Source organism: Prevotella dentalis DSM 3688, assembly GCF_000242335.1.
In the GTDB taxonomy this organism is placed as follows: Bacteria; Bacteroidota; Bacteroidia; order Bacteroidales; family Bacteroidaceae; genus Prevotella; species Prevotella seregens.
The window spans coordinates 236,058-254,686 of sequence record NC_019960.1; the positions used below are offsets into that span (position 1 = coordinate 236,058).

General features: G+C 56.4%; 10 protein-coding genes, 2 tRNA genes and 3 rRNA genes. 14 read left to right on the forward strand and 1 reads right to left on the reverse strand.

What is annotated here, in order from left to right; translation table 11 throughout:
• The first annotated feature begins 432 nt into the window (after positions 1 to 432).
• The 14 genes from PREDE_RS00865 to priA all read left to right on the forward strand — a co-directional run bounded on the left by PREDE_RS00865 (position 433) and on the right by priA (position 16,552).
• Positions 433 to 1,966 (forward strand): 16S ribosomal RNA (locus tag PREDE_RS00865).
• Between the two features lie 258 nt (positions 1,967 to 2,224).
• Positions 2,225 to 2,298: transfer RNA gene (locus tag PREDE_RS00870), tRNA-Ile, on the forward strand.
• Between the two features lie 197 nt (positions 2,299 to 2,495).
• Positions 2,496 to 2,572 (forward strand) — tRNA-Ala (locus tag PREDE_RS00875).
• Positions 2,573 to 2,794: 222 nt separating this feature from the next.
• Positions 2,795 to 5,698, forward strand: a 23S ribosomal RNA gene (locus PREDE_RS00880).
• Positions 5,699 to 5,809: 111 nt separating this feature from the next.
• Positions 5,810 to 5,922 (forward strand): 5S ribosomal RNA (gene rrf, locus PREDE_RS00885).
• Together the 16S, 23S and 5S rRNA genes with 2 tRNA genes alongside form the textbook arrangement of a ribosomal RNA operon.
• 464 nt (positions 5,923 to 6,386) lie before the next feature.
• Positions 6,387 to 6,806: a hypothetical protein gene (locus PREDE_RS00890; protein ID WP_005844252.1), complete on the forward strand. Its 420-nt coding sequence runs from the start codon at positions 6,387 to 6,389 to the stop codon at positions 6,804 to 6,806.
• 171 nt (positions 6,807 to 6,977) lie between these two features.
• Positions 6,978 to 7,199, forward strand: coding sequence for a DUF2795 domain-containing protein (locus PREDE_RS00895; RefSeq protein WP_005844250.1), 222 nt, complete (start codon positions 6,978 to 6,980; stop codon positions 7,197 to 7,199).
• Positions 7,200 to 7,332: 133 nt separating this feature from the next.
• Positions 7,333 to 8,265, forward strand: a complete 933-nt coding sequence (locus tag PREDE_RS00900) for a PorP/SprF family type IX secretion system membrane protein (protein WP_015298341.1) — start codon at positions 7,333 to 7,335, stop codon at positions 8,263 to 8,265.
• Positions 8,266 to 8,334: 69 nt separating this feature from the next.
• On the forward strand, positions 8,335 to 9,780 hold the full coding sequence (gene porK / locus PREDE_RS00905; protein ID WP_174264881.1) for a T9SS ring complex lipoprotein PorK/GldK: 1,446 nt from the start codon (positions 8,335 to 8,337) through the stop codon (positions 9,778 to 9,780).
• 5 nt (positions 9,781 to 9,785) lie between these two features.
• Positions 9,786 to 10,625, forward strand: coding sequence for a type IX secretion system motor protein PorL/GldL (gene porL, locus PREDE_RS00910; protein WP_005844245.1), 840 nt, complete (start codon positions 9,786 to 9,788; stop codon positions 10,623 to 10,625).
• A 12-nt stretch (positions 10,626 to 10,637) separates the two neighbouring features.
• Positions 10,638 to 12,194 (forward strand): type IX secretion system motor protein PorM/GldM, encoded by a 1,557-nt coding sequence (porM, locus tag PREDE_RS00915; RefSeq protein ID WP_005844243.1) that lies wholly within the window; start codon positions 10,638 to 10,640, stop codon positions 12,192 to 12,194.
• Positions 12,195 to 12,266: 72 nt separating this feature from the next.
• Positions 12,267 to 13,313, forward strand: coding sequence for a type IX secretion system ring subunit PorN/GldN (gene porN, locus PREDE_RS00920; RefSeq protein ID WP_044126885.1), 1,047 nt, complete (start codon positions 12,267 to 12,269; stop codon positions 13,311 to 13,313).
• 35 nt (positions 13,314 to 13,348) lie between these two features.
• Entirely contained in the window at positions 13,349 to 13,987 is a 639-nt protein-coding gene (locus PREDE_RS00925; protein ID WP_005844240.1) for a porin family protein, read from the forward strand.
• Between the two features lie 288 nt (positions 13,988 to 14,275).
• Positions 14,276 to 16,552, forward strand: coding sequence for a replication restart helicase PriA (priA, locus tag PREDE_RS00930; protein WP_005844237.1), 2,277 nt, complete (start codon positions 14,276 to 14,278; stop codon positions 16,550 to 16,552).
• Positions 16,553 to 16,896: 344 nt separating this feature from the next.
• Here priA and PREDE_RS00935 read toward each other — a convergent pair whose 3' ends face one another.
• Positions 16,897 to 18,423: an OmpP1/FadL family transporter gene (locus PREDE_RS00935; RefSeq protein WP_005844236.1), complete on the reverse strand. Its 1,527-nt coding sequence runs from the start codon at positions 18,421 to 18,423 to the stop codon at positions 16,897 to 16,899.
• Positions 18,424 to 18,629 lie beyond the last annotated feature (206 nt).

Here is an 18,629-nt window from a genome sequence, read left to right on the forward strand (position 1 = left end):
CATCCTTTGCTCTCTCGCTTATATATAATAATGTGTTCCCGTTTTTAGAGTCCTCCATTTGTCCGTTAAAGCGAAAAATTCGTTTTTCATCTGTATTTTTTTGCTTGATTGTTTGGTTGTTTCCGGTTCAATGTCTACCTTTGCACTCGCTTTCCGCCTGTGTGGCGGTTTGCGATGCAGAAAGAGTTCTTTGAAAGTATTTACATAGACAGAGTAGTAGTACAAGAAGCAAGTCCCCGTTCCTGTTTTTATTGGGTTACGGGGAATTGGGTATGAATGAGAACCGTCCGATTCATTTTGGATGAGATTCACAGGTTTTACTTGAACTTCGATACATTTTCAGGCGTTCTGTGACAGGCAAGACGTCGTGCTTTCGTTTGCCGTGGGGCATTGGCCTTGTGGTGATTGTTGGCACGTACAATGTTATATTTTACCATGGAGAGTTTGATCCTGGCTCAGGATGAACGCTGGCTACAGGCTTAACACATGCAAGTCGAGGGGCAGCATGGCGGATGCTTGCATCTGCCGATGGCGACCGGCGCACGGGTGAGTAACGCGTATCCAACCTACCTTCAAGCAGGGGACAATCCGTAGAAATGCGGTCTGATACCCTATGTATTCCAACGAGGTCCTCCGTGTTGGAAGAAAGGTTTATCCGCTTGTTGATGGGGATGCGTCCGATTAGCTTGTTGGCGGGGCAACGGCCCACCAAGGCAACGATCGGTAGGGGTTCTGAGAGGAAGGTCCCCCACACTGGAACTGAGACACGGTCCAGACTCCTACGGGAGGCAGCAGTGAGGAATATTGGTCAATGGGCGTAAGCCTGAACCAGCCAAGTAGCGTGCAGGATGACGGCCCTATGGGTTGTAAACTGCTTTTATACGGGGATAAAGTGCGCCACGTGTGGTGTTTTGCAGGTACCGTATGAATAAGGACCGGCTAATTCCGTGCCAGCAGCCGCGGTAATACGGAAGGTCCGGGCGTTATCCGGATTTATTGGGTTTAAAGGGAGCGTAGGCCGCATGTCAAGCGTGTTGTGAAATGCAGGTGCTCAACACCTGGATTGCAGCGCGAACTGTCGTGCTTGAGTGTGCGCAACGTTGGCGGAATTCGTCGTGTAGCGGTGAAATGCTTAGATATGACGAGGAACCCCGATTGCGAAGGCAGCTGACGGGAGCATAACTGACGCTGAAGCTCGAAGGTGCGGGTATCGAACAGGATTAGATACCCTGGTAGTCCGCACGGTAAACGATGGATGCCCGCCGTCCGCCCTTTTATTGGGCGTGTGGCCAAGCGAAAGCATTAAGCATCCCACCTGGGGAGTACGCCGGCAACGGTGAAACTCAAAGGAATTGACGGGGGCCCGCACAAGCGGAGGAACATGTGGTTTAATTCGATGATACGCGAGGAACCTTACCCGGGCTTGAATTGCAGAGGAACGATCCAGAGATGGTGAGGCCCTTCGGGGCTTCTGCGAAGGTGCTGCATGGTTGTCGTCAGCTCGTGCCGTGAGGTGTCGGCTCAAGTGCCATAACGAGCGCAACCCCTCTCCGCAGTTGCCATCGGGTCATGCCGGGCACTCTGTGGACACTGCCGCCGCAAGGTGTGAGGAAGGTGGGGATGACGTCAAATCAGCACGGCCCTTACGTCCGGGGCTACACACGTGTTACAATGGGGGGCACAGCAAGCCGGCCGCGTGCAAACGCGGTCCAATCCTGAAATCCCCCCTCAGTTCGGACTGGGGTCTGCAACCCGACCCCACGAAGCTGGATTCGCTAGTAATCGCGCATCAGCCATGGCGCGGTGAATACGTTCCCGGGCCTTGTACACACCGCCCGTCAAGCCATGAAAGCCGGGGGTGCCTGAAGTCCGTGACCGGAAGGATCGGCCTAGGGCAAAACTGGTGATTGGGGCTAAGTCGTAACAAGGTAGCCGTACCGGAAGGTGCGGCTGGAACACCTCCTTTCTGGAGCTGTCGCCTGTGAGGTGTGCGTTGTGATGAAAGGTATTGCCTTAAGGCATGTGTGCCCCTCTGGGGCGTGTATGCCTTGTGTTTCTGAAAGGATGATGCCGTCCGGCCCGTGTGGCCGTATGGCAGTGACGGTTCGTCCAGCCGTTCCCAATCTTCTTGCTGCTGCTGCCCTGTTTTTGACAAGCAAGGGAAGAAGGAAGCCGGGCTGCCTCCGGTCCCCGTTTTTTGACAAGGGCCGGTGGGGCGCTAGAGAGTCCTATAGCTCAGTTGGTCAGAGCGCCACACTGATAATGTGGAGGTCGGCAGTTCAAGTCTGCCTGGGACTACTTTTGCAATTCAGGATTCAGGATTCAAAATTCAAGATTGCCGTCCGGCGAGGGCGTGCGGTTGGGAAGATGACGATGTTTTTTGTATTGTACGCTCCCTGTGGTTCCCGGTTCGGAATGCCGCCGGCTTGACATTGACATCCGTCGGTGCAGGTCTGTAATTTTGAATTTTGCATTTTGAATTATGAATTGGACAAGGGGGATTAGCTCAGCTGGCTAGAGCACCTGCTTTGCAAGCAGGGGGTCAACGGTTCGAATCCGTTATTCTCCACCACGACCGTTCCGTTCACGGAGCACGAACATGGGTTCGTGCGTCCTGAATGTGTACCCGGTCTCCGATCTTTGACATATTGACACAAGCAAGACTGTATAAGAAGAAAAAGTGAAGACTTGCCGCTCGTGGCGCGCCTTTTTAGAGGTGCGTGTCCACGTGCGGGACGATACAGCTGAAAGTATGGGCGTCCCCCTGGCAGATAAGCTGTCATGGGGGAAAGTCGAAGAAAGTAGGAAAGGGCGCATGGCGGATGCCTTGGCTCATCCAGGCGAGGAAGGACGTGATAAGCTGCGAAAAGCTGCGGTGAGGTGCAAATGACCCCTGACCCGCGGATATCCGAATGGGACAACCCGTCAGTCTGAAGGACTGTCACCCGGTGTTTTTTCCGGGGGCTAACGGAGGGAACTGAAACATCTTAGTACCTCCAGGAAAAGAAAATAAGATAATGATTCCCCCAGTAGTGGCGAGCGACCGGGGAAGAGCCCAAACCCACGCCGTGGCAACGCGGCTTGGGGGTTGTAGGACCACGTCGTTGCACGGCAGTTGCGAGGGGAATCCGCTGGAAAGCGGTGCCGCAGGGGGTGATAGCCCCGTACCCGAAGCATTTGTCGGCATAGTGGTATCCTGAGTAGCGCGGGCCACGAGTAATCCTGCGTGAATCCGCCGGGACCATCCGGCAAGGCTAAATACTCGGATGAGACCGATAGCGAACGAGTACCGTGAGGGAAAGGTGAAAAGCACTTCCATGAGAAGAGTGAAATAGTTCCTGAAACCATGCGCCTACAAGCGGTCGGAGCTGCTTATAGCAGTGACGGCGTGCCTTTTGCATAATGAACCTACGAGTTGCCGTCACCGGCGAGGTTAAGCGTCATGAGACGCGTGAGCCGCAGTGAAAGCGAGCCTGAATAGGGCGTTTCAGTCGGTGGTGGCAGACGCGAAACCAAGTGATCTACACATGTCCAGGATGAAGTCCGGGTAACACCGGATGGAGGTCCGCACCAATAAGCGTTGAAAAGCTTCTGGATGAGGTGTGTGTAGGAGTGAAAGGCCAATCAAACTTGGAGATAGCTCGTACTCCCCGAAAGGCATTTAGGTGCCGCGTGCGGTGTTCCGCATGAGAGGTAGAGCGACCGATAGGTCGAGAGGGCTTCACCGCCTATCGAGACCTGACGAACTCCGAATGCTCATGCGCCGCAGCCGTGCAGTAAGGGGGCGGGTGCTAAGGTCCGTCCCCGAGAGGAGAAGAATCCAGACTGCCGTCTAAGGCCCCGAAGTTCCGCCTGAGTTAGTCTAACGAAGTCCTGTCCCTGTGACAGCCAGGATGTTGGCTTGGAAGCAGCCATTCATTCAAAGAGTGCGTAACAGCTCACTGGTCGAGGGTCCGGGCGTGGATAATAATCGGGTATAAGGCGGACGCCGAAGACGCAGGATAGCATTGAATAAAGTATCGGTAGGGGAGCATGCCGTATGCGCAGAATGGTGAAGATGACTGATCCTGGAGCGTACGGCAAAGCAAATGTAGGTATAAGTAACGACAAGGGGGGTGAGATCCCCCCCCGCCGCAAGTCCAAGGTTTCCCGGGCAATGCCAGTCATCCCGGGGTAAGTCGGGTCCTAAGCCTCAGCCGACAGGCGATGGCGATGGCAGAAACGGTCAACATTCCGTTACTACCACATGGGGCGACGCGGGGACGGAGCAGTGACACAGCCGCGGGGTGACGGAAATCCCCGTTGAAGGGCGTAGGCGCCGAGGAGGGCAGGCAAATCCACCCTCCGAGCCGACCCTGACAGTATGCCCCTCCTTTCGGGGAGGGGTAACAGCGCTGGTAATCATACTCCCGAGAAAATCCGCTAAGCTCAACCCTTGTGGTACCCGTACCGCAAACCGACACAGGTAGACGGGTAGAACATACTCAGGCGTTGAGAGATTCATGGTTAAGGAACTAGGCAAACTGACCCTGTAACTTCGGGATAAAGGGTCCTCCCTTTTTTGGGAGGCGCAGAGAATAGGTCCAGGCAACTGTTTAACAAAAACACAGGGCTGTGCCAACACGCAAGTGGACGTATACAGCCTGACACCTGCCCGGTGCCGGAAGGTTAAGAGGAGACGTCATCCGCAAGGTGCCGCGTTGAATTGAAGCCCCGGTAAACGGCGGCCGTAACTATAACGGTCCTAAGGTAGCGAAATTCCTTGTCGGGTAAGTTCCGACCTGCACGAATGGTGTAATGATCCGGACGCTGTCTCAACCATGAGCTCAGTGAAATTGTAGTATCGGTGAAGATGCCGATTACCCGCGATGGGACGAAAAGACCCCGTGAACCTTTACTACAGCTTAGCGCTGACCTTGGTCATCCGATGTGTAGGATAGGCCGGAGGCTTTGAGGCGTGCACGCCAGTGCATGTGGAGCCCTCCTTGAAATACGGCCCTTCGGCTGTCTGAGGTCTAACGCGCGTATGCGCGGACACCGCTTGGCGGGTAGTTTGACTGGGGTGGTCGCCTCCAAAAGCGTAACGGAGGCTTCCAAAGGTGCCCTCCGGCCGATTGGTAACCGGCCTTATGGAGTGCAATGGCATAAGGGCGCTTGACTGGGAGGCAGACATGCCGAGCAGGCAGGAAACTGGGGCATAGTGATCCGGCGGACGTGTATGGAAACTCCGTCGCTCAAAGGATAAAAGGTACTCCGGGGATAACAGGCTGATCCCCCCCAAGAGCTCATATCGACGGGGTGGTTTGGCACCTCGATGTCGGCTCGTCACATCCTGGGGCTGGAGAAGGTCCCAAGGGTTGGGCTGTTCGCCCATTAAAGTGGCACGCGAGCTGGGTTCAGAACGTCGTGAGACAGTTCGGTCTCTATCTATCGTGGGCGCAGGAGTTTTGCGTGGTGCCGTCACTAGTACGAGAGGACCGTGACGGACAGACCTCCGGTTTGCCGGTTGTGCCGCCAGGTGCACCGCCGGGTATCCGCGTCTGGTCGGGATAAGCGCTGAAAGCATCTAAGTGCGAAGCCCTCCGCAAGATGAGAACTCCGTAGAGGGTCGTTGCAGACGACGACGTAGATAGGGCGCAGGTGTAAAGACGGCGACGTCAAAGCCGAGCGCTACTAATTGCCCGAGCGCTTTCTTCGGGCCCCATTTTTTCAGCCGTGGCGTTCCCTGTCCCGCTTTGATGCGGTGTCCGGGCGCATGTCTTTGTTTTTCTTTTTCAGTCCTGCCTTGTGCCGATGGTCATTCGTTATTTTTGGTGGCTGTTGCGGCGGTGTCCCACCTCTTCCCATTCCGAACAGAGAAGTTAAGCCCGTCTGCGCCGATGGTACTGCAATGCAATGCGGGAGAGTAGGGAGCTGCCTGCTTTTTGGTTCCCCGTCCACAGGAAGTGTGGGCGGGGGACTTTTTTGGGGTGGGGGAGGTTGGGGAAAGAGAAAGGGGAGAGAAGAGGATAGGCGGGGATAGGCAATGATAGGAGGTGATAGGTAATGATAGGAGGTGATAGGCAATTATAGGCTATGATAGGAGATGATAGGTAATTATAGAGGTGATAAGCTATGATAGGGGGCGATAGGAACTTATAGGGGGCGATATGGATGTGTTTTTAGATAAGGATATATTAAAATGGGGAAATTGGCGTTCCTGATATATGGGTAGATTGAGAAGAAGTATCGTTTGGATCAGGCGTTGGAAGCACACGAGGGGATTTGGTGTGCAGTCACCATGGGCCTATCGTTTTATTCGTTATGTGATTAATGAGCACTATCCATATTATTCTTATGAAGATTTGAGGTTGCGGTGGTTCAGGATAGATGTGCTGAGTCGGAAGATGGCTGAGCTGCTTTTTCGTATAGCCAATGACAGACAGGCACGTCATTGGTATTTCTATGGCGGGGTTCCGGCATGTTGGGAGGACTATGTGCGAACTGCATGCAGTCATGCTGCTGTTACAGTGATAGATGAGCAATGGACTCCGTATATTGGTGAGTTGGAAAAAGATTTTCACGGAAATGTGGTGGTGATCGACGCGGATGAAGCGGGAAAAACAGTGTATGATCGTTATGCAAGTCGTGCCCACGAGGGTTCTCTGCTTATCGTTCTCGACATCCATGACAATAAGCAAGCACTACGACGTTGGCGGAATATGAGGGATGATAAGCGAAGCGGCATCACTTTCGACTTGTATTATTGCGGTTTGATATTCTTTGACCATCGTTTGATCAAGCAGGATTATATAGTCAATTTCTGAGGATGCAGCTACTGGGGTTGTTGGAGGAGTGCTTGCACATGTTTGCAGAAACGGCTGGAAAATGATGCTTTGTCTGTAGAAGCGGCTAAAAAAAACCACAAATTATTTGCAAATACAAATAATTTATTTATTTTTGCGCAACTATTCAGTAATATGTAAAACGAGAAAACTATGTATTGGACATTGGATTTGGCTTCGAAGCTCGAGGATGCTCCTTGGCCTGCAACTAAAGAAGAGTTGATAGATTACGCAGTACGTTCTGGTGCCCCGGCTGAAGTTTTGGAGAACTTACAGGAGATAGAAGACGAGGGCGATGTCTATGAGAGCATTGAGGACATCTGGCCCGATTATCCCACCAAGGACGATTTTCTCTGGAACGAAGACGAATATTAAGGTCTTGTGGTTGAGATACACAGGCTGTACGTCGGTCTTTTCATGCTGTAGTCGGAATGTTCCGACTTGGATGAAGATACCGGCGTACAGCCTTTTTCATGCAATAAAGTCACCGTAAGGCCGTTATTGAATCGTGTTTAAACGCTTTTGGATTATAATACTCTTGGTAGCAGCATCCTCACAGAGGATGTGGGCGCAGTATGACCCGTCTTTCAGTCATTATTTTGACATGGAGACTTCTTATAATCCCGCAGCGGCTGGCAAGCAGCCGAAGCTCAACGCCACCTTTGCTTACGCTCTCGATCTGGCCGGTTTTGAGCATAATCCGCAAACAGCTTATGCTTCAGCCGACATGCCCCTTTATGCCTTGAAGACGTATCACGGCGTGGGACTACAGTTCATGAATGACAAGCTGGGTCTCTTCACCCATCAAAAACTTGCCTTACAGTATGCGTTGAAGTTCAAGTTGATGGGTGGACAGATGAGCGTGGGGCTACAGGTCGGCATGCTCAATGAGAGTTTTGATGCGAACAAACTCGATGTAGAAGACTCCAGTGACCCCGCTTTCTCCACGGCATCGGGCAACTCGCTTGATTTGAGTGCCGGATTGTATTACACACACAAGGCCTGGTATGCCGGTGTCTCCGTGTTGCATGCCAACGCCCCTCTCGTGCATCTTGGCGAGACCAACGAGTTGCAGATCGACCGTACTTATTATTTAACAGGGGGATACAATATAAAGTTGCGCAACCCGTTTCTAACAATAAAGCCTTCGTTTCTGGTGCAAACGGACCTTGTGGTCTATCGTGCGAATGTCAACGCCCGGCTGATCTACACCAATGGAGACAGGGTGATGTATGGTGGTGTGGGTTACAGCCCCACCAATTCCGTCACCGTGATGGTGGGTGGCAGTTTCCACGGCATCATGCTGGGCTACAGTTACGAGGCCTATACCTCGGGCATCAATCCGGGCAACGGCAGTCACGAGCTTTTCGTGGGCTACCAACACGACATCAATTTAACGAAGAAAGGCCGCAACCTGCACAAGAGCGTCCGCATCTTATAGGCTTTTGTGCAGAAGAATGCGGGAGCGAAGCAAAGACAGAAAATTGAAATGACGAACCTTTCAAGCTATATGGGAAAGAAAACTATTGTGGCCCTCTGCCTGGCCGCCGTCGCAACGACGCTGACAGGCTGTTTCAGTGCCAAGTCGGCCTCTGCCTCCGGTCGAGGCGGCGAAGTGGTGGGCGTGAGTGGCAAAACCTTTACCGAACCCACACCTTACGGCATGACCCGCATCAATCGCGGCTATCTGAAGATGGGTCTGCAAGGACAGGACAGCCTTTGGGGCAAGAAGACTCCCGTGAAAGACATCTCCGTGGACGGTTTCTGGATGGATGAAACCGAAGTGACCAATTCACAATACAAGCAGTTTGTGATGTGGGTGCGCGACAGTATCCTGCGTACCCGGCTGGCCGATCCCTCTTACGGCGGCGACGAGTCGTACATGATTACCGAAGACAAGCATGGCGATCCTGTGAAGCCTCACCTCAACTGGAACAAGCGTTTGCCCCGCAAGCCCACCGAGGACGAGCAGCGCGCCATCGAAAGCCTCTATGTCACCAATCCCGTGACAGGCGAAAAACTCCTCGACTACAGCCAGATGAACTACCGATACGAGGTGTACGACTACGTGACGGCTGCACTGCGCCGCAACCGTCTCAACCCCGAGGAGCGCAATCTCAATACCGATATGGCGGCCGATCCCGATGAGACGGTCATGATTAGCAAGGACACCGCCTATATCGACGATAACGGACGCATTGTCAGCGAGACCATCAACCGCCCCCTGTCCGGCCCGTGGGACTTTCTCAATACGTACATTGTCAACATCTATCCCGACACCACATGCTGGGTTAACGATTTCCAAAACTCGGAAAACGAGACCTATCTTCGCAACTACTTCACCAATCCAGCCTACAACGACTATCCTGTCGTGGGCGTTACTTGGGAACAGGCCAACGCGTTCTGTGCCTGGCGCACCGATTATCTGCTGAAAGGACTGGGAGCCGAAGCCCGTTACATTCAGCGTTACCGACTGCCCACCGAGGCAGAGTGGGAGTATGCCGCCCGTGGCAAAGACCAGACGGAGTTCCCGTGGGAGAATGCCGACGTGGCCAATGGCAATGGTTGCTTCTATGCCAACTTCAAGCCAGACCGCGGCAATTACACCAAGGACGGCAACCTCATTTCCAGTAAGGTGGCCAGCTATTCGCCCAACACCAATGGCCTCTACGACATGGCCGGCAACGTGGCCGAGTGGACGAGCACCATCTATACCGAGGCGGGCGTCGATGCCATGAACGATCTCAACCCCCAGCTGGACTACAAGGCAGCCCGCGAAGACCCTTATAAGCTCAAGAAGAAGAGCGTTCGCGGCGGCTCTTGGAAAGACCCCGAGAGCTACATCCGCTCGGCTTGGCGCACGTGGGAGTATCAGAACCAGCCCCGTTCTTACATCGGATTCCGCTGTGCGCGCTCGCTGGCCAACTCCATCACCAGTAAACAGAAAAAGAGATAACCATCATGTCAAATTATAGCAAGTACAATTTGGTGTACCGTCTGCAGAAGTGGATGGACACCGTTGCCGGCCAAACTTTCCTCAACTATGCCTATAGCTGGGGTGCTTCGGTCGTGATTCTGGGTGCATTGTTCAAGCTCACGCATCTGGCCGGGGCCAATATCATGCTCTTCCTTGGCATGGGCACAGAGGTGTTGGTGTTCTTCATCTCTGCTTTCGACCGTCCTTTCGACAAGACGGCCGACGGGCGCGAGATGCCCACTCGCGTCACGGAGGAGTTCCTGGCCAGTGGCATCGTCTCTTATGGCAAGGGTGAAACGCCCGCTGCTCCCGACGAACAGCCCGCCCCTGCCGCAGTGGCCGTGCAGGTTGCCCAGCCTGTCGGTTCCGCACAGACGGCTGCACCTGCTTCGTCCGGAGCCGCCATCCAGCCCAACTACGTGCCCCGGATGTCGGCCGAAGAGGCTGCCGTCCAGCCCAACTACGTGCCCCAGATGTCGGCCGAAGAGGCTGCCGCCCTCAACGAGGCCCAGGGCAACTACGTCGACGAGCTCAAGGAATTGGTGGAAACGCTGAAGAAAGTCAATGAGCAGAGTGCCCGACTCACGCGCGACAGCGAGGAGATGGAGAACCTTAACCGCACGCTTACCGGCATCAGCAAGGTCTACGAGATGCAGCTTAAAGGAGCCAGCCAGCAGATAGGAACCATCGACCAGATTAACGACCAGACCCGCAAGATGGCCCAGCAGATAGAGCAACTCAACCAGATCTACGCCCGCATGATAGAGGCCATGACGGTGAACATGCACGTGGCGGCTCCCGGTGCCGCCCACACGGACGAATAAACGACAGACGACATGGCAATCAAGAAAAGACCGGTCAGCCCTCGCCAGAAGATGATCAACCTGATGTACATCGTCTTACTGGCCATGCTTGCACTGAACATCTCCACCGAGGTGCTCAACGGCTTTGCCGTGGTCGAGGAGAGTCTGAACCGCACAACGAACAATGCCTCGTCGGAGAACGAAGCGCTCTACGGCGACTTCAAGGACCAAATGGCCGCCAACCCTGCCAAGGTGCGGGCTTGGTTTGAGAAGGCCACCGCCGTGAAGGCCATGAGCGATTCGCTCTTCAATTTCGCCCAAGAACTGAAGGTGGCTATCGTCAGGGAGGCCGATGGTGCCGACGCCGACGTACACAACATTGAAAACATCGACAATGTCGATGCCGCCGGCACGGTGATGCTGGCTCCCGTCACTGGGCGGGGCGGCAGGCTCTACCGGGCCATCAACAGCTATCGTGAGCGCATTCTGCAATACATCACCGACCCTCAGCAGCGTCGTATCATCAGCAGCAACCTCTCTACCGCAGTTCCCCGCAAGGCCAACACGCTGGGCAAGAACTGGCAGGAGTACATGTTCGAGAATATGCCGGTGGCTGCCGCCGTCACCTTGCTGTCCAAATTGCAGAATGATGTGCGCCATGCCGAGGGCGACGTGCTCCATACACTCGTCTCCAACATCGACCTCAAAGACATTCGTGTGAACAAACTTTCGGCCTTTGTTGTGCCCGAGAAGACTACCCTTTATCCTGGCGAGCGCTTTACAGCCAACATTGTCATGGCAGCCATCGACACCACCAAGCAGCCCGAAATCTATGTCAACGGCTCGCGGGTGAACACCGCAGCAGGGCAGTACAGCTTCACAGCCGGCGGCGTGGGCGACCATCAGTTCAGCGGTTACATCCTCATGCGCAATGCCAACGGCGACGTGCTGCGCCGCGACTTCCTGCAGAAATACAGTGTCATTCCCGTACCCGGTGGCGCCACCGTGGCTGCCGACCTCATGAATGTGCTCTATGCCGGATACCGCAATCCCATCAGCGTCAGTGTGCCGGGCGTGCCCCAGAATGCCGTTTCGGTATCAATGTCGGGCGGAAGCCTCTCTGCAGCCGGTGCCGGCCGCTACGTGGCGGTGCCCTCGGCCGTGGGCCACGACGTCACATTCCACGTTTCTGCCCGCGACGGCGGCAAGCTGCGGTCGTTCCCGCCGTTCACGTTCAAGGTGCGCCGGCTGCCCGATCCCACGCCCTACATAGCGTTGGGCACCGACCGTTTCAAGGGCGGCAGTCTCGCCAAGGCCAGTCTCATGGGTGCCTCGACGCTCAGCGCGGCCATCGACGACGGCATCCTCGACATACAGTTCCAGGTCAGCAGCTTCTCCGCCGTGTTCTACGACAACATGGGCAATGCCGTGCAAATGGCCTCGTCGGGCGCTGGTTTCACCGACCGCATGCGGGAGCAGTTCCGTCGGCTCTCCCATGGCCGCCGGTTCTACATCACCGAGGTGAAGGCCGTGGGCCCCGACGGCATCAGCCGTACACTGCCTGGTGCGATGGAGGTGAAAGTGAAGTAGGGAGTGCCCGCTTCCCTGCAGACGGGAAGTGGGCCACGGAGTCAAACCATGATAGAAGAATTTAGAAACAACATGAAAAGAATATTTTTGATGCTTCTTGCCGTCGGCCTTGCGCTGGCTGCCACGGCGCAGCCCAAGGCCCGGCGTGAGCAGCAGCAGGCAACCGCCCAGAAGTCGAACAGGGACAACATGACCCTGCGCGCCCAGATTTCGTTCCCCACCGAGGCCCGGATGAGCGAAGACGTGGTGTGGCGGCGCGACGTCTACCGCGAACTCAGCCTCAACGACGATGCCAATGCCGGCCTTTACTATCCCGTGGAGCCGCTGGGTACGCAGATGAACCTGTTCACCTATATGTTCAAGCTCATCATGGCTGGGCCGCGCCACGGTGGCATTGCGGCCTACAGCTACGACGTGAACACGGGCAACGAGCGGTTCGATGAGTCGCTGCGCGTGAGTCCGCTGAAGTTCCTCGACGACTATCACGTCTATTACGAGCGCACCGACCGCGGCGTGCACATCGACGACAGCGACATTCCCTCGGCGCAAGTCAAGGGCTACTTCATCAAGGAGAGCACTTACTACGACCAGGCCACAGCCACTTTCCATACCAAGGTGCAGGCGCTCTGCCCCGTGATGTATCGTGAAGACGACTTTGGCGACGGCGTCACCAAGTATCCCTTGTTTTGGGTGCGCTATGCCGACCTGGCTCCTTTCCTTTCCAAGCAGACCATCATGACGAGCAACCTCAACAATGCCGCCACGATGAGCATCGACGACTACTTCACCATGAATGCCTACAAGGGCAAAATCTACAAGACCACCAACATGCTCGGCCAGACGCTGGCCCAAGTGGCCGGTAGCGACAGCGTGAAGCTCTCGCGTGAGCAGCAGCGCATCGAACGCGAGATCGCTGCTTTCGAGAAAGGCATCTGGGGCGACCAGGCCCGCAAGGACTCGCTCGACTCCATCGCACGGCTCACGCCCCGCGACCTCAAGGCCATGAAGAAAGGTCGCCGCACCTCAACCGCCAAGACCGTCAAGCCCCTCACCCGTCGTGGGAGCACGCCGTCGGGTAGCAGCAATGCCCGTGTCACCGTACGTCGGCAGCGGCATTAACCATTATTTTTTCACCAATACCCATAACTACAATCATGAAAAAGTATCTATCCCTCCTCTTTCTGGCCGTGGCGCTGATGGTGTCCCGGTCGGCCGACGCCCAAGTCAAGTTCGGTCTCAAGGGCGGTCTCAACGTGTCCAAGATGAGCTTCAGTCAGGACGTGTTCGACGGCAACAACCGTGCCGGCTGGTTTGTTGGTCCCACGGTTAAGTTCACATTGCCCGTCGTTGGCCTTAGCTTCGACGCTTCGGCCCTCTACGACCAGCGTTCGTCCAAGGTGCAGAACACGGATGCTGCCGGAGGCGAGACCACGGTGAAGCAGCAGGAAATCAACATTCCCGTCAACCTGCGCTATGGCGTAGGACTGGGCTCTCTGGCCAACATCTTCCTCTTTGCCGGCCCGCAGTTCGGGTTCAATGTGGGCGATGAGGAGTTTTCTTGGACCAGCATGGGTAGCTACAAGAACACTTTCCAGTTCCAGAAGTCGAACCTAAGTGTCAACGTCGGCTTGGGTGTCACGCTGCGCAGCCACCTCCAGTTCTCGGCCAACTACAACATTGCCTGCAGCAAGACGGGTGAGGCCAAGGTGCTCAACACCGTTACAAACACCGTTACGTCGGTCTATAAAGGCCATACCAACTCGTGGCAGGTGGCGGTGGCATATTACTTTTAGCAATTCAAAATTCAGAATTTAAAATTCAAAATTGCCGTCCGGACTCGCTGTTCAGCCGTGATTCCGGGCGGCAATTTTTGATATTGAGCCTTGTATTGCAGTGCCGTGAGCGGTGATTCGTCTCAGAAGGCAATGTTGAAACTTGGCTGTTGGGCCTTGTCTCGTGAAAGCATCGTGCAGGAATTTCTTAAGATGGAAATGTAGAAACTTGGATAATAGGTCTTGTCTCGTAAGTCGAACACGCAGAAATCGTCCCGGATGGTAATTTTGAATTATGAATTTTGAATTATGAATTACGCAGACATTATTTTGCCCCTGCCTTTGGAAGGCACGTTCACCTATGCCGTCAGCGACGCTCTGGCGGGTCGTTGCGCCGTGGGTGTGCGCGTGCTTGTGCCCTTTGGCAAGAGCAAGACTTACGCTGCACTGATTGTCCGCGTACACTCCGAAGCCCCCCAGATGGCTGCCGACAAGCTGAAATCGGTGCTGGCCGTGCTCGACGACGCCCCCATCTTGCTGCCCCGACAGCTGCGCCTGTGGCAGTGGCTCTCCGCTTATTACATGGCTCCGTTGGGCGACATCTTCAAGGCCGCCCTGCCTTCGGGCCTCAAGGCCGATACCGGCTACCGGCCCAAGACCGAGACCTGCGTCACCCTTGGCCCCAAGTTTCGCACCGAGGCCGCCCTGCATGCCGCCCTCGGCATGCTGCGCAGGGCCCGCCGCCAGCAGGAAGTGTTCATGGCCTACTTGCAGTTGTCGCACTGGGACACGGCGTTTGCCGATGCGCCCGCATCCGTGAAACCCTGTACGCGCGAGGAGCTGATGAACGTTACGCACTGCACTTCGGCCATCGTTCGGCAGCTTGTAGACCACGGCTTGCTCCGGCTCTACGACCAGGATGTGGGGCGCCTCAACGATGCCGGCGACCCACATCCCGAGCATGTGAAGCCGCTGAGCGCCGCCCAGGGCGAGGCCTATGGCCGGTTGCTCGACCAGTGGCGGCAGAAAGACGTGGTGTTGCTCCACGGCGTCACCTCCAGCGGCAAGACCGAAATCTACATCCATCTCATCAGCCGCGCCCTTGCCGAGGGCAAACAAGTGCTCTATCTGCTGCCCGAGATAGCCCTCACGGTGCAAATCATGCAGCGGCTGCAGCACGTGTTCGGCCGCCGTCTGGGCATCTACCATTCCCGGTACAGTGACGCCGAGCGTGTGGAAATTTGGAACAAGCAGCTCTCGGCCCAGCCCTACGACGTGGTTCTCGGGGCCCGCTCGGCCGTGTTCCTGCCCTTTCAGCGGCTGGGCCTTGTCATCATCGACGAGGAGCACGAGACCAGCTTCAAGCAGCAGGACCCTGCACCCCGATACCATGCACGCAGCGCCGCCATCGTGTTGGCCGCCATGTATGGGGCCAAAACACTGCTGGGTACGGCCACGCCGTCGATGGAGAGCTACTACAATGCACAGACGGGAAAATATGGTCTTGTGACCCTCGCCACGCGTTATCAGGGCCTTGCCCTGCCCGAGGTACGGGTGGTCGACATCAAGGACCTGCGCCGCCGCCGCATGATGAGCGGCCCCTTTTCGCCCGCGCTGCTCCGCGCTATGCGCGAGGCCCTGGCCGCCGGCCGGCAGGTCATCCTCTTCCAAAACCGACGTGGCTTTGCCCCGATGATAGAGTGCAAGGTGTGCGGCTGGGTGCCGAAGTGCAAGAACTGCGACGTGTCGCTCACCTTCCACAAACGGCTCAACCTGCTCACCTGCCACTATTGCGGCTTCACCTATGCCGTGCCTACGGTGTGCCCCAACTGCGGCAACCCCGACCTTACCGGGCGGGGCTACGGCACGGAAAAGATAGAAGACCAGGTGGAGGCTCTGTTTCCCGAGGCCCGTGTGGGGCGTATGGACCTCGACACCACCCACACGCGCGGGGCCTACGAGCGCATCATCGCCGACTTTGGCAGGGGCAAGACCAACGTGCTCATCGGCACGCAGATGGTGACCAAGGGCCTCGACTTCGACCGGGTGGCCGTGGTGGGCATTCTCGATGCCGACTCCATGCTCAACTATCCCGACTTCCGGGCCTACGAGCATGCGTTCATGATGATGAGTCAGGTGAGCGGCCGCGCCGGCCGCAAGGACAGTCGCGGCCTCGTCATCTTGCAGACGCGGAGCCCACAGCTGCCTGTGGTGCAGCAAGTGGTGCACAACGACTATGCCGCCCTCTACCGTGACCTGCTGGCCGAGCGCGAGCTCTTCCGCTATCCGCCGTTCTGCCATCTGGTCTATGTCTACCTGAAGCACAAGCAGGAGGGGCTGGTCGAGGCGGCGGCACAGGAGATGGGCGCCCTGTTGCGCCGCCACTTCGGCGAGCGGGTGCTGGGGCCCGACAAGCCGGCCGTGGCCCGGGTGAAGGCCATGAGCATCCGCAAGATAGTCATCAAGCTGGAAAACGGCGTCAGCCAGACCCAGGCGCGCGCCGCCCTGCGGCAGGTGCAGCAGCAGATGATGCAGCAGCCCGGTTACAAGTCGCTCACCATTTATTACGACGTCGACCCGCTTTAATCCCTTCCCCCGCTTTTTGTCGGTCTGCCCTTGGCAGTTTTGCCGCCGCGCCTCCACGGCTTTTTTGTCGTGCGGCGGCGGCTTTTTCGCGTGGCGTTTACGGTGTTTTCGCGATGCGTCCACGGCTTTTTCGCATGGCGTTTACGGGGTTTTTGTCGGGGGGTGCCGACCTTGCCGGCCGTCGGCCCGGCCCTTGCAGGGCTTCTCTCTCCTTTGGAATCCGCAGGGAGAAGCTCAAAAAAAGATTGCGACAGAGGCGCATGGTCTGTTGCCGCCTGTCGCAATGGGAGGGTAACAAGGTTGGAGTTTGTTGTGTTGTGGACCGCCGGCCACGTGTCATGGCCTTAGAAGTCGATGTCCAGGCCCACGCCAAACACGTGGTTCGTGCGGGTATAGTCGGCCGTGTAGTTGCCTACGACTGTGGTTTCGCTGGTCTTCTCGTGTCCGTAGAGCGTGCAGAAATAGGCTGCGTTGACACTCATTTTCTTGGAGATGTGCAGCCGGACGCCGCCGCCGATGGAGTTGGAACTGGTCACAAACGACCTGTCGGCCATGTACTCCGGCGTGAGTCCGTAGCTGGTGTTCTGCCATCCCACGCTCACCGTCAGCTTCTTGTTGGCGTCGAATTCTGCCCCGGCGTTCCACTCCATGGTGCCTCGAGAGAGCTTGTCCTCCCGGTGGCCGTAGGCCGTGGCCTGCTTGTCCCAGAAGTAATGGAAGCCTACATTGAGGCGCAGGGGGTCGATGGGGCTGTAGCCCACGCCGGCCGTGAGCAGGGCGGGAATGTCTGCTGCAATCTTCTTGCCGTCCTCATACTCGCCGATCGACTCGCCCAGCTTGGTGTCGAACTGCGTTTTCAGGGCCATCATGGTGTTGGCCACGGCGGGCGCGTTCAGCACGGCCGCGGCCGCAGCCTCGGACACACCGGCCTCCTTGAAGGCGGCCATCAGGTTGGCCGGCAGGTTGCCGATGCTCGGAGCCTGGTTCACCGACTCCGTCTTCAGGCGCATGCGCGTCTTGAATTCATACTTGGCGGCGAAGTTCCAACGGCCCAGTTTGTAGTCCACGCTTAGGATGGGGGTGAAGCCCACGCCCGTCTGGTCGCTGTTGAGTTCGATGTCGGCCGAGTTGGTTTTCGTGGGATCGAGCATGCGGTAGAGGGGCACCCGGCCCACCTTGATATTTCTCACGTAGCCGTAGTAGTTGCTCATCGCATACACGCCGCGCACGCCTGCAAAGACGCTCAGCGAGGGATTGAAGCGGTAGGCTGCGCCGAGCGAGAGGCCGTAGTAGTACTGGCGGCCGCGCATGTAGCTGTCGAAGCTGTAGCTGCCCTTGCTGCCGAAGTGGGCGTCGTCCGTGAACAGGCGGGCCCCCATGGTCTGGTCGATGGCTCCGGCCAGGGCGCAGGCCCCCACGGCAGTCTCGCCTACAATCTTCTCGAACGAGCCCAGGCCGTCGTCGAAGGTGCACTTGCCGCCGCCGCCGCCCACGGCAAAGTTGCTCTGGAACGAGAATTTCTTCCAGTTGTAGGCAAACTGGAACGAGGGAAGCACGGGTGCAAAGGCCTTGCCTTGGAACTTGCGGCGGGTGGAGGCGTTGGCTGTGTTGTTGGCAAAGAGGGGATATTCGTTTTGGATGGTACGGGTCTGGAACACCAGCTGCCAGTTGATGGAGAGATGGGCTCCGGGATTCATGAAAGCCACGCCGGCGGGGTTGGAGTAGACGCCGTCGATGCCGATGGCTGCGTCACGCGAAAAATGGCGGTTGAAAGCCACGTTTTGGTTGGTGTTGGTGAGCAGACCGCCGGCCACAGCAGCCTGTGAAGCCGTTAAGGCAACGGCCATAACAGCTAATTTTAATCTTTTCATCTTAAAAACATTTAAATATATTGGTTGCAAAGGTACACCGATTGTTCTAAATGTCGGATAGTTTGTGGCTATATTTATAATACGTTAACACGATGTGTAGGCCTTCAAACGAGCGTCCATGCACCTTGTTATCGTTGGGGCATGAACGGTTGGCGGGGGCTGCACGCTCCCCGTTTTTCTCCTTTTCGGGGAAGCACCGGCGGTCC

Bases quoted from the DNA above. Each gene is read 5' to 3' on its own strand.
- PREDE_RS00925 (WP_005844240.1), top strand. From the start codon at position 13,349: ATGAAAAAGTATCTATCCCTCCTCTTTCTGGCCGTGGCGCTGATGGTG.
- priA (WP_005844237.1), top strand. From the start codon at position 14,276: ATGAATTACGCAGACATTATTTTGCCCCTGCCTTTGGAAGGCACGTTC.
- PREDE_RS00890 (WP_005844252.1), top strand. From the start codon at position 6,387: ATGGCTGAGCTGCTTTTTCGTATAGCCAATGACAGACAGGCACGTCAT.
- porN (WP_044126885.1), top strand. From the start codon at position 12,267: ATGAAAAGAATATTTTTGATGCTTCTTGCCGTCGGCCTTGCGCTGGCT.
- porM (WP_005844243.1), top strand. From the start codon at position 10,638: ATGGCAATCAAGAAAAGACCGGTCAGCCCTCGCCAGAAGATGATCAAC.
- PREDE_RS00895 (WP_005844250.1), top strand. From the start codon at position 6,978: ATGTATTGGACATTGGATTTGGCTTCGAAGCTCGAGGATGCTCCTTGG.
- porL (WP_005844245.1), top strand. From the start codon at position 9,786: ATGTCAAATTATAGCAAGTACAATTTGGTGTACCGTCTGCAGAAGTGG.
- PREDE_RS00935 (WP_005844236.1), bottom strand. From the start codon at position 18,423: ATGAAAAGATTAAAATTAGCTGTTATGGCCGTTGCCTTAACGGCTTCA.
- porK (WP_174264881.1), top strand. From the start codon at position 8,335: ATGGGAAAGAAAACTATTGTGGCCCTCTGCCTGGCCGCCGTCGCAACG.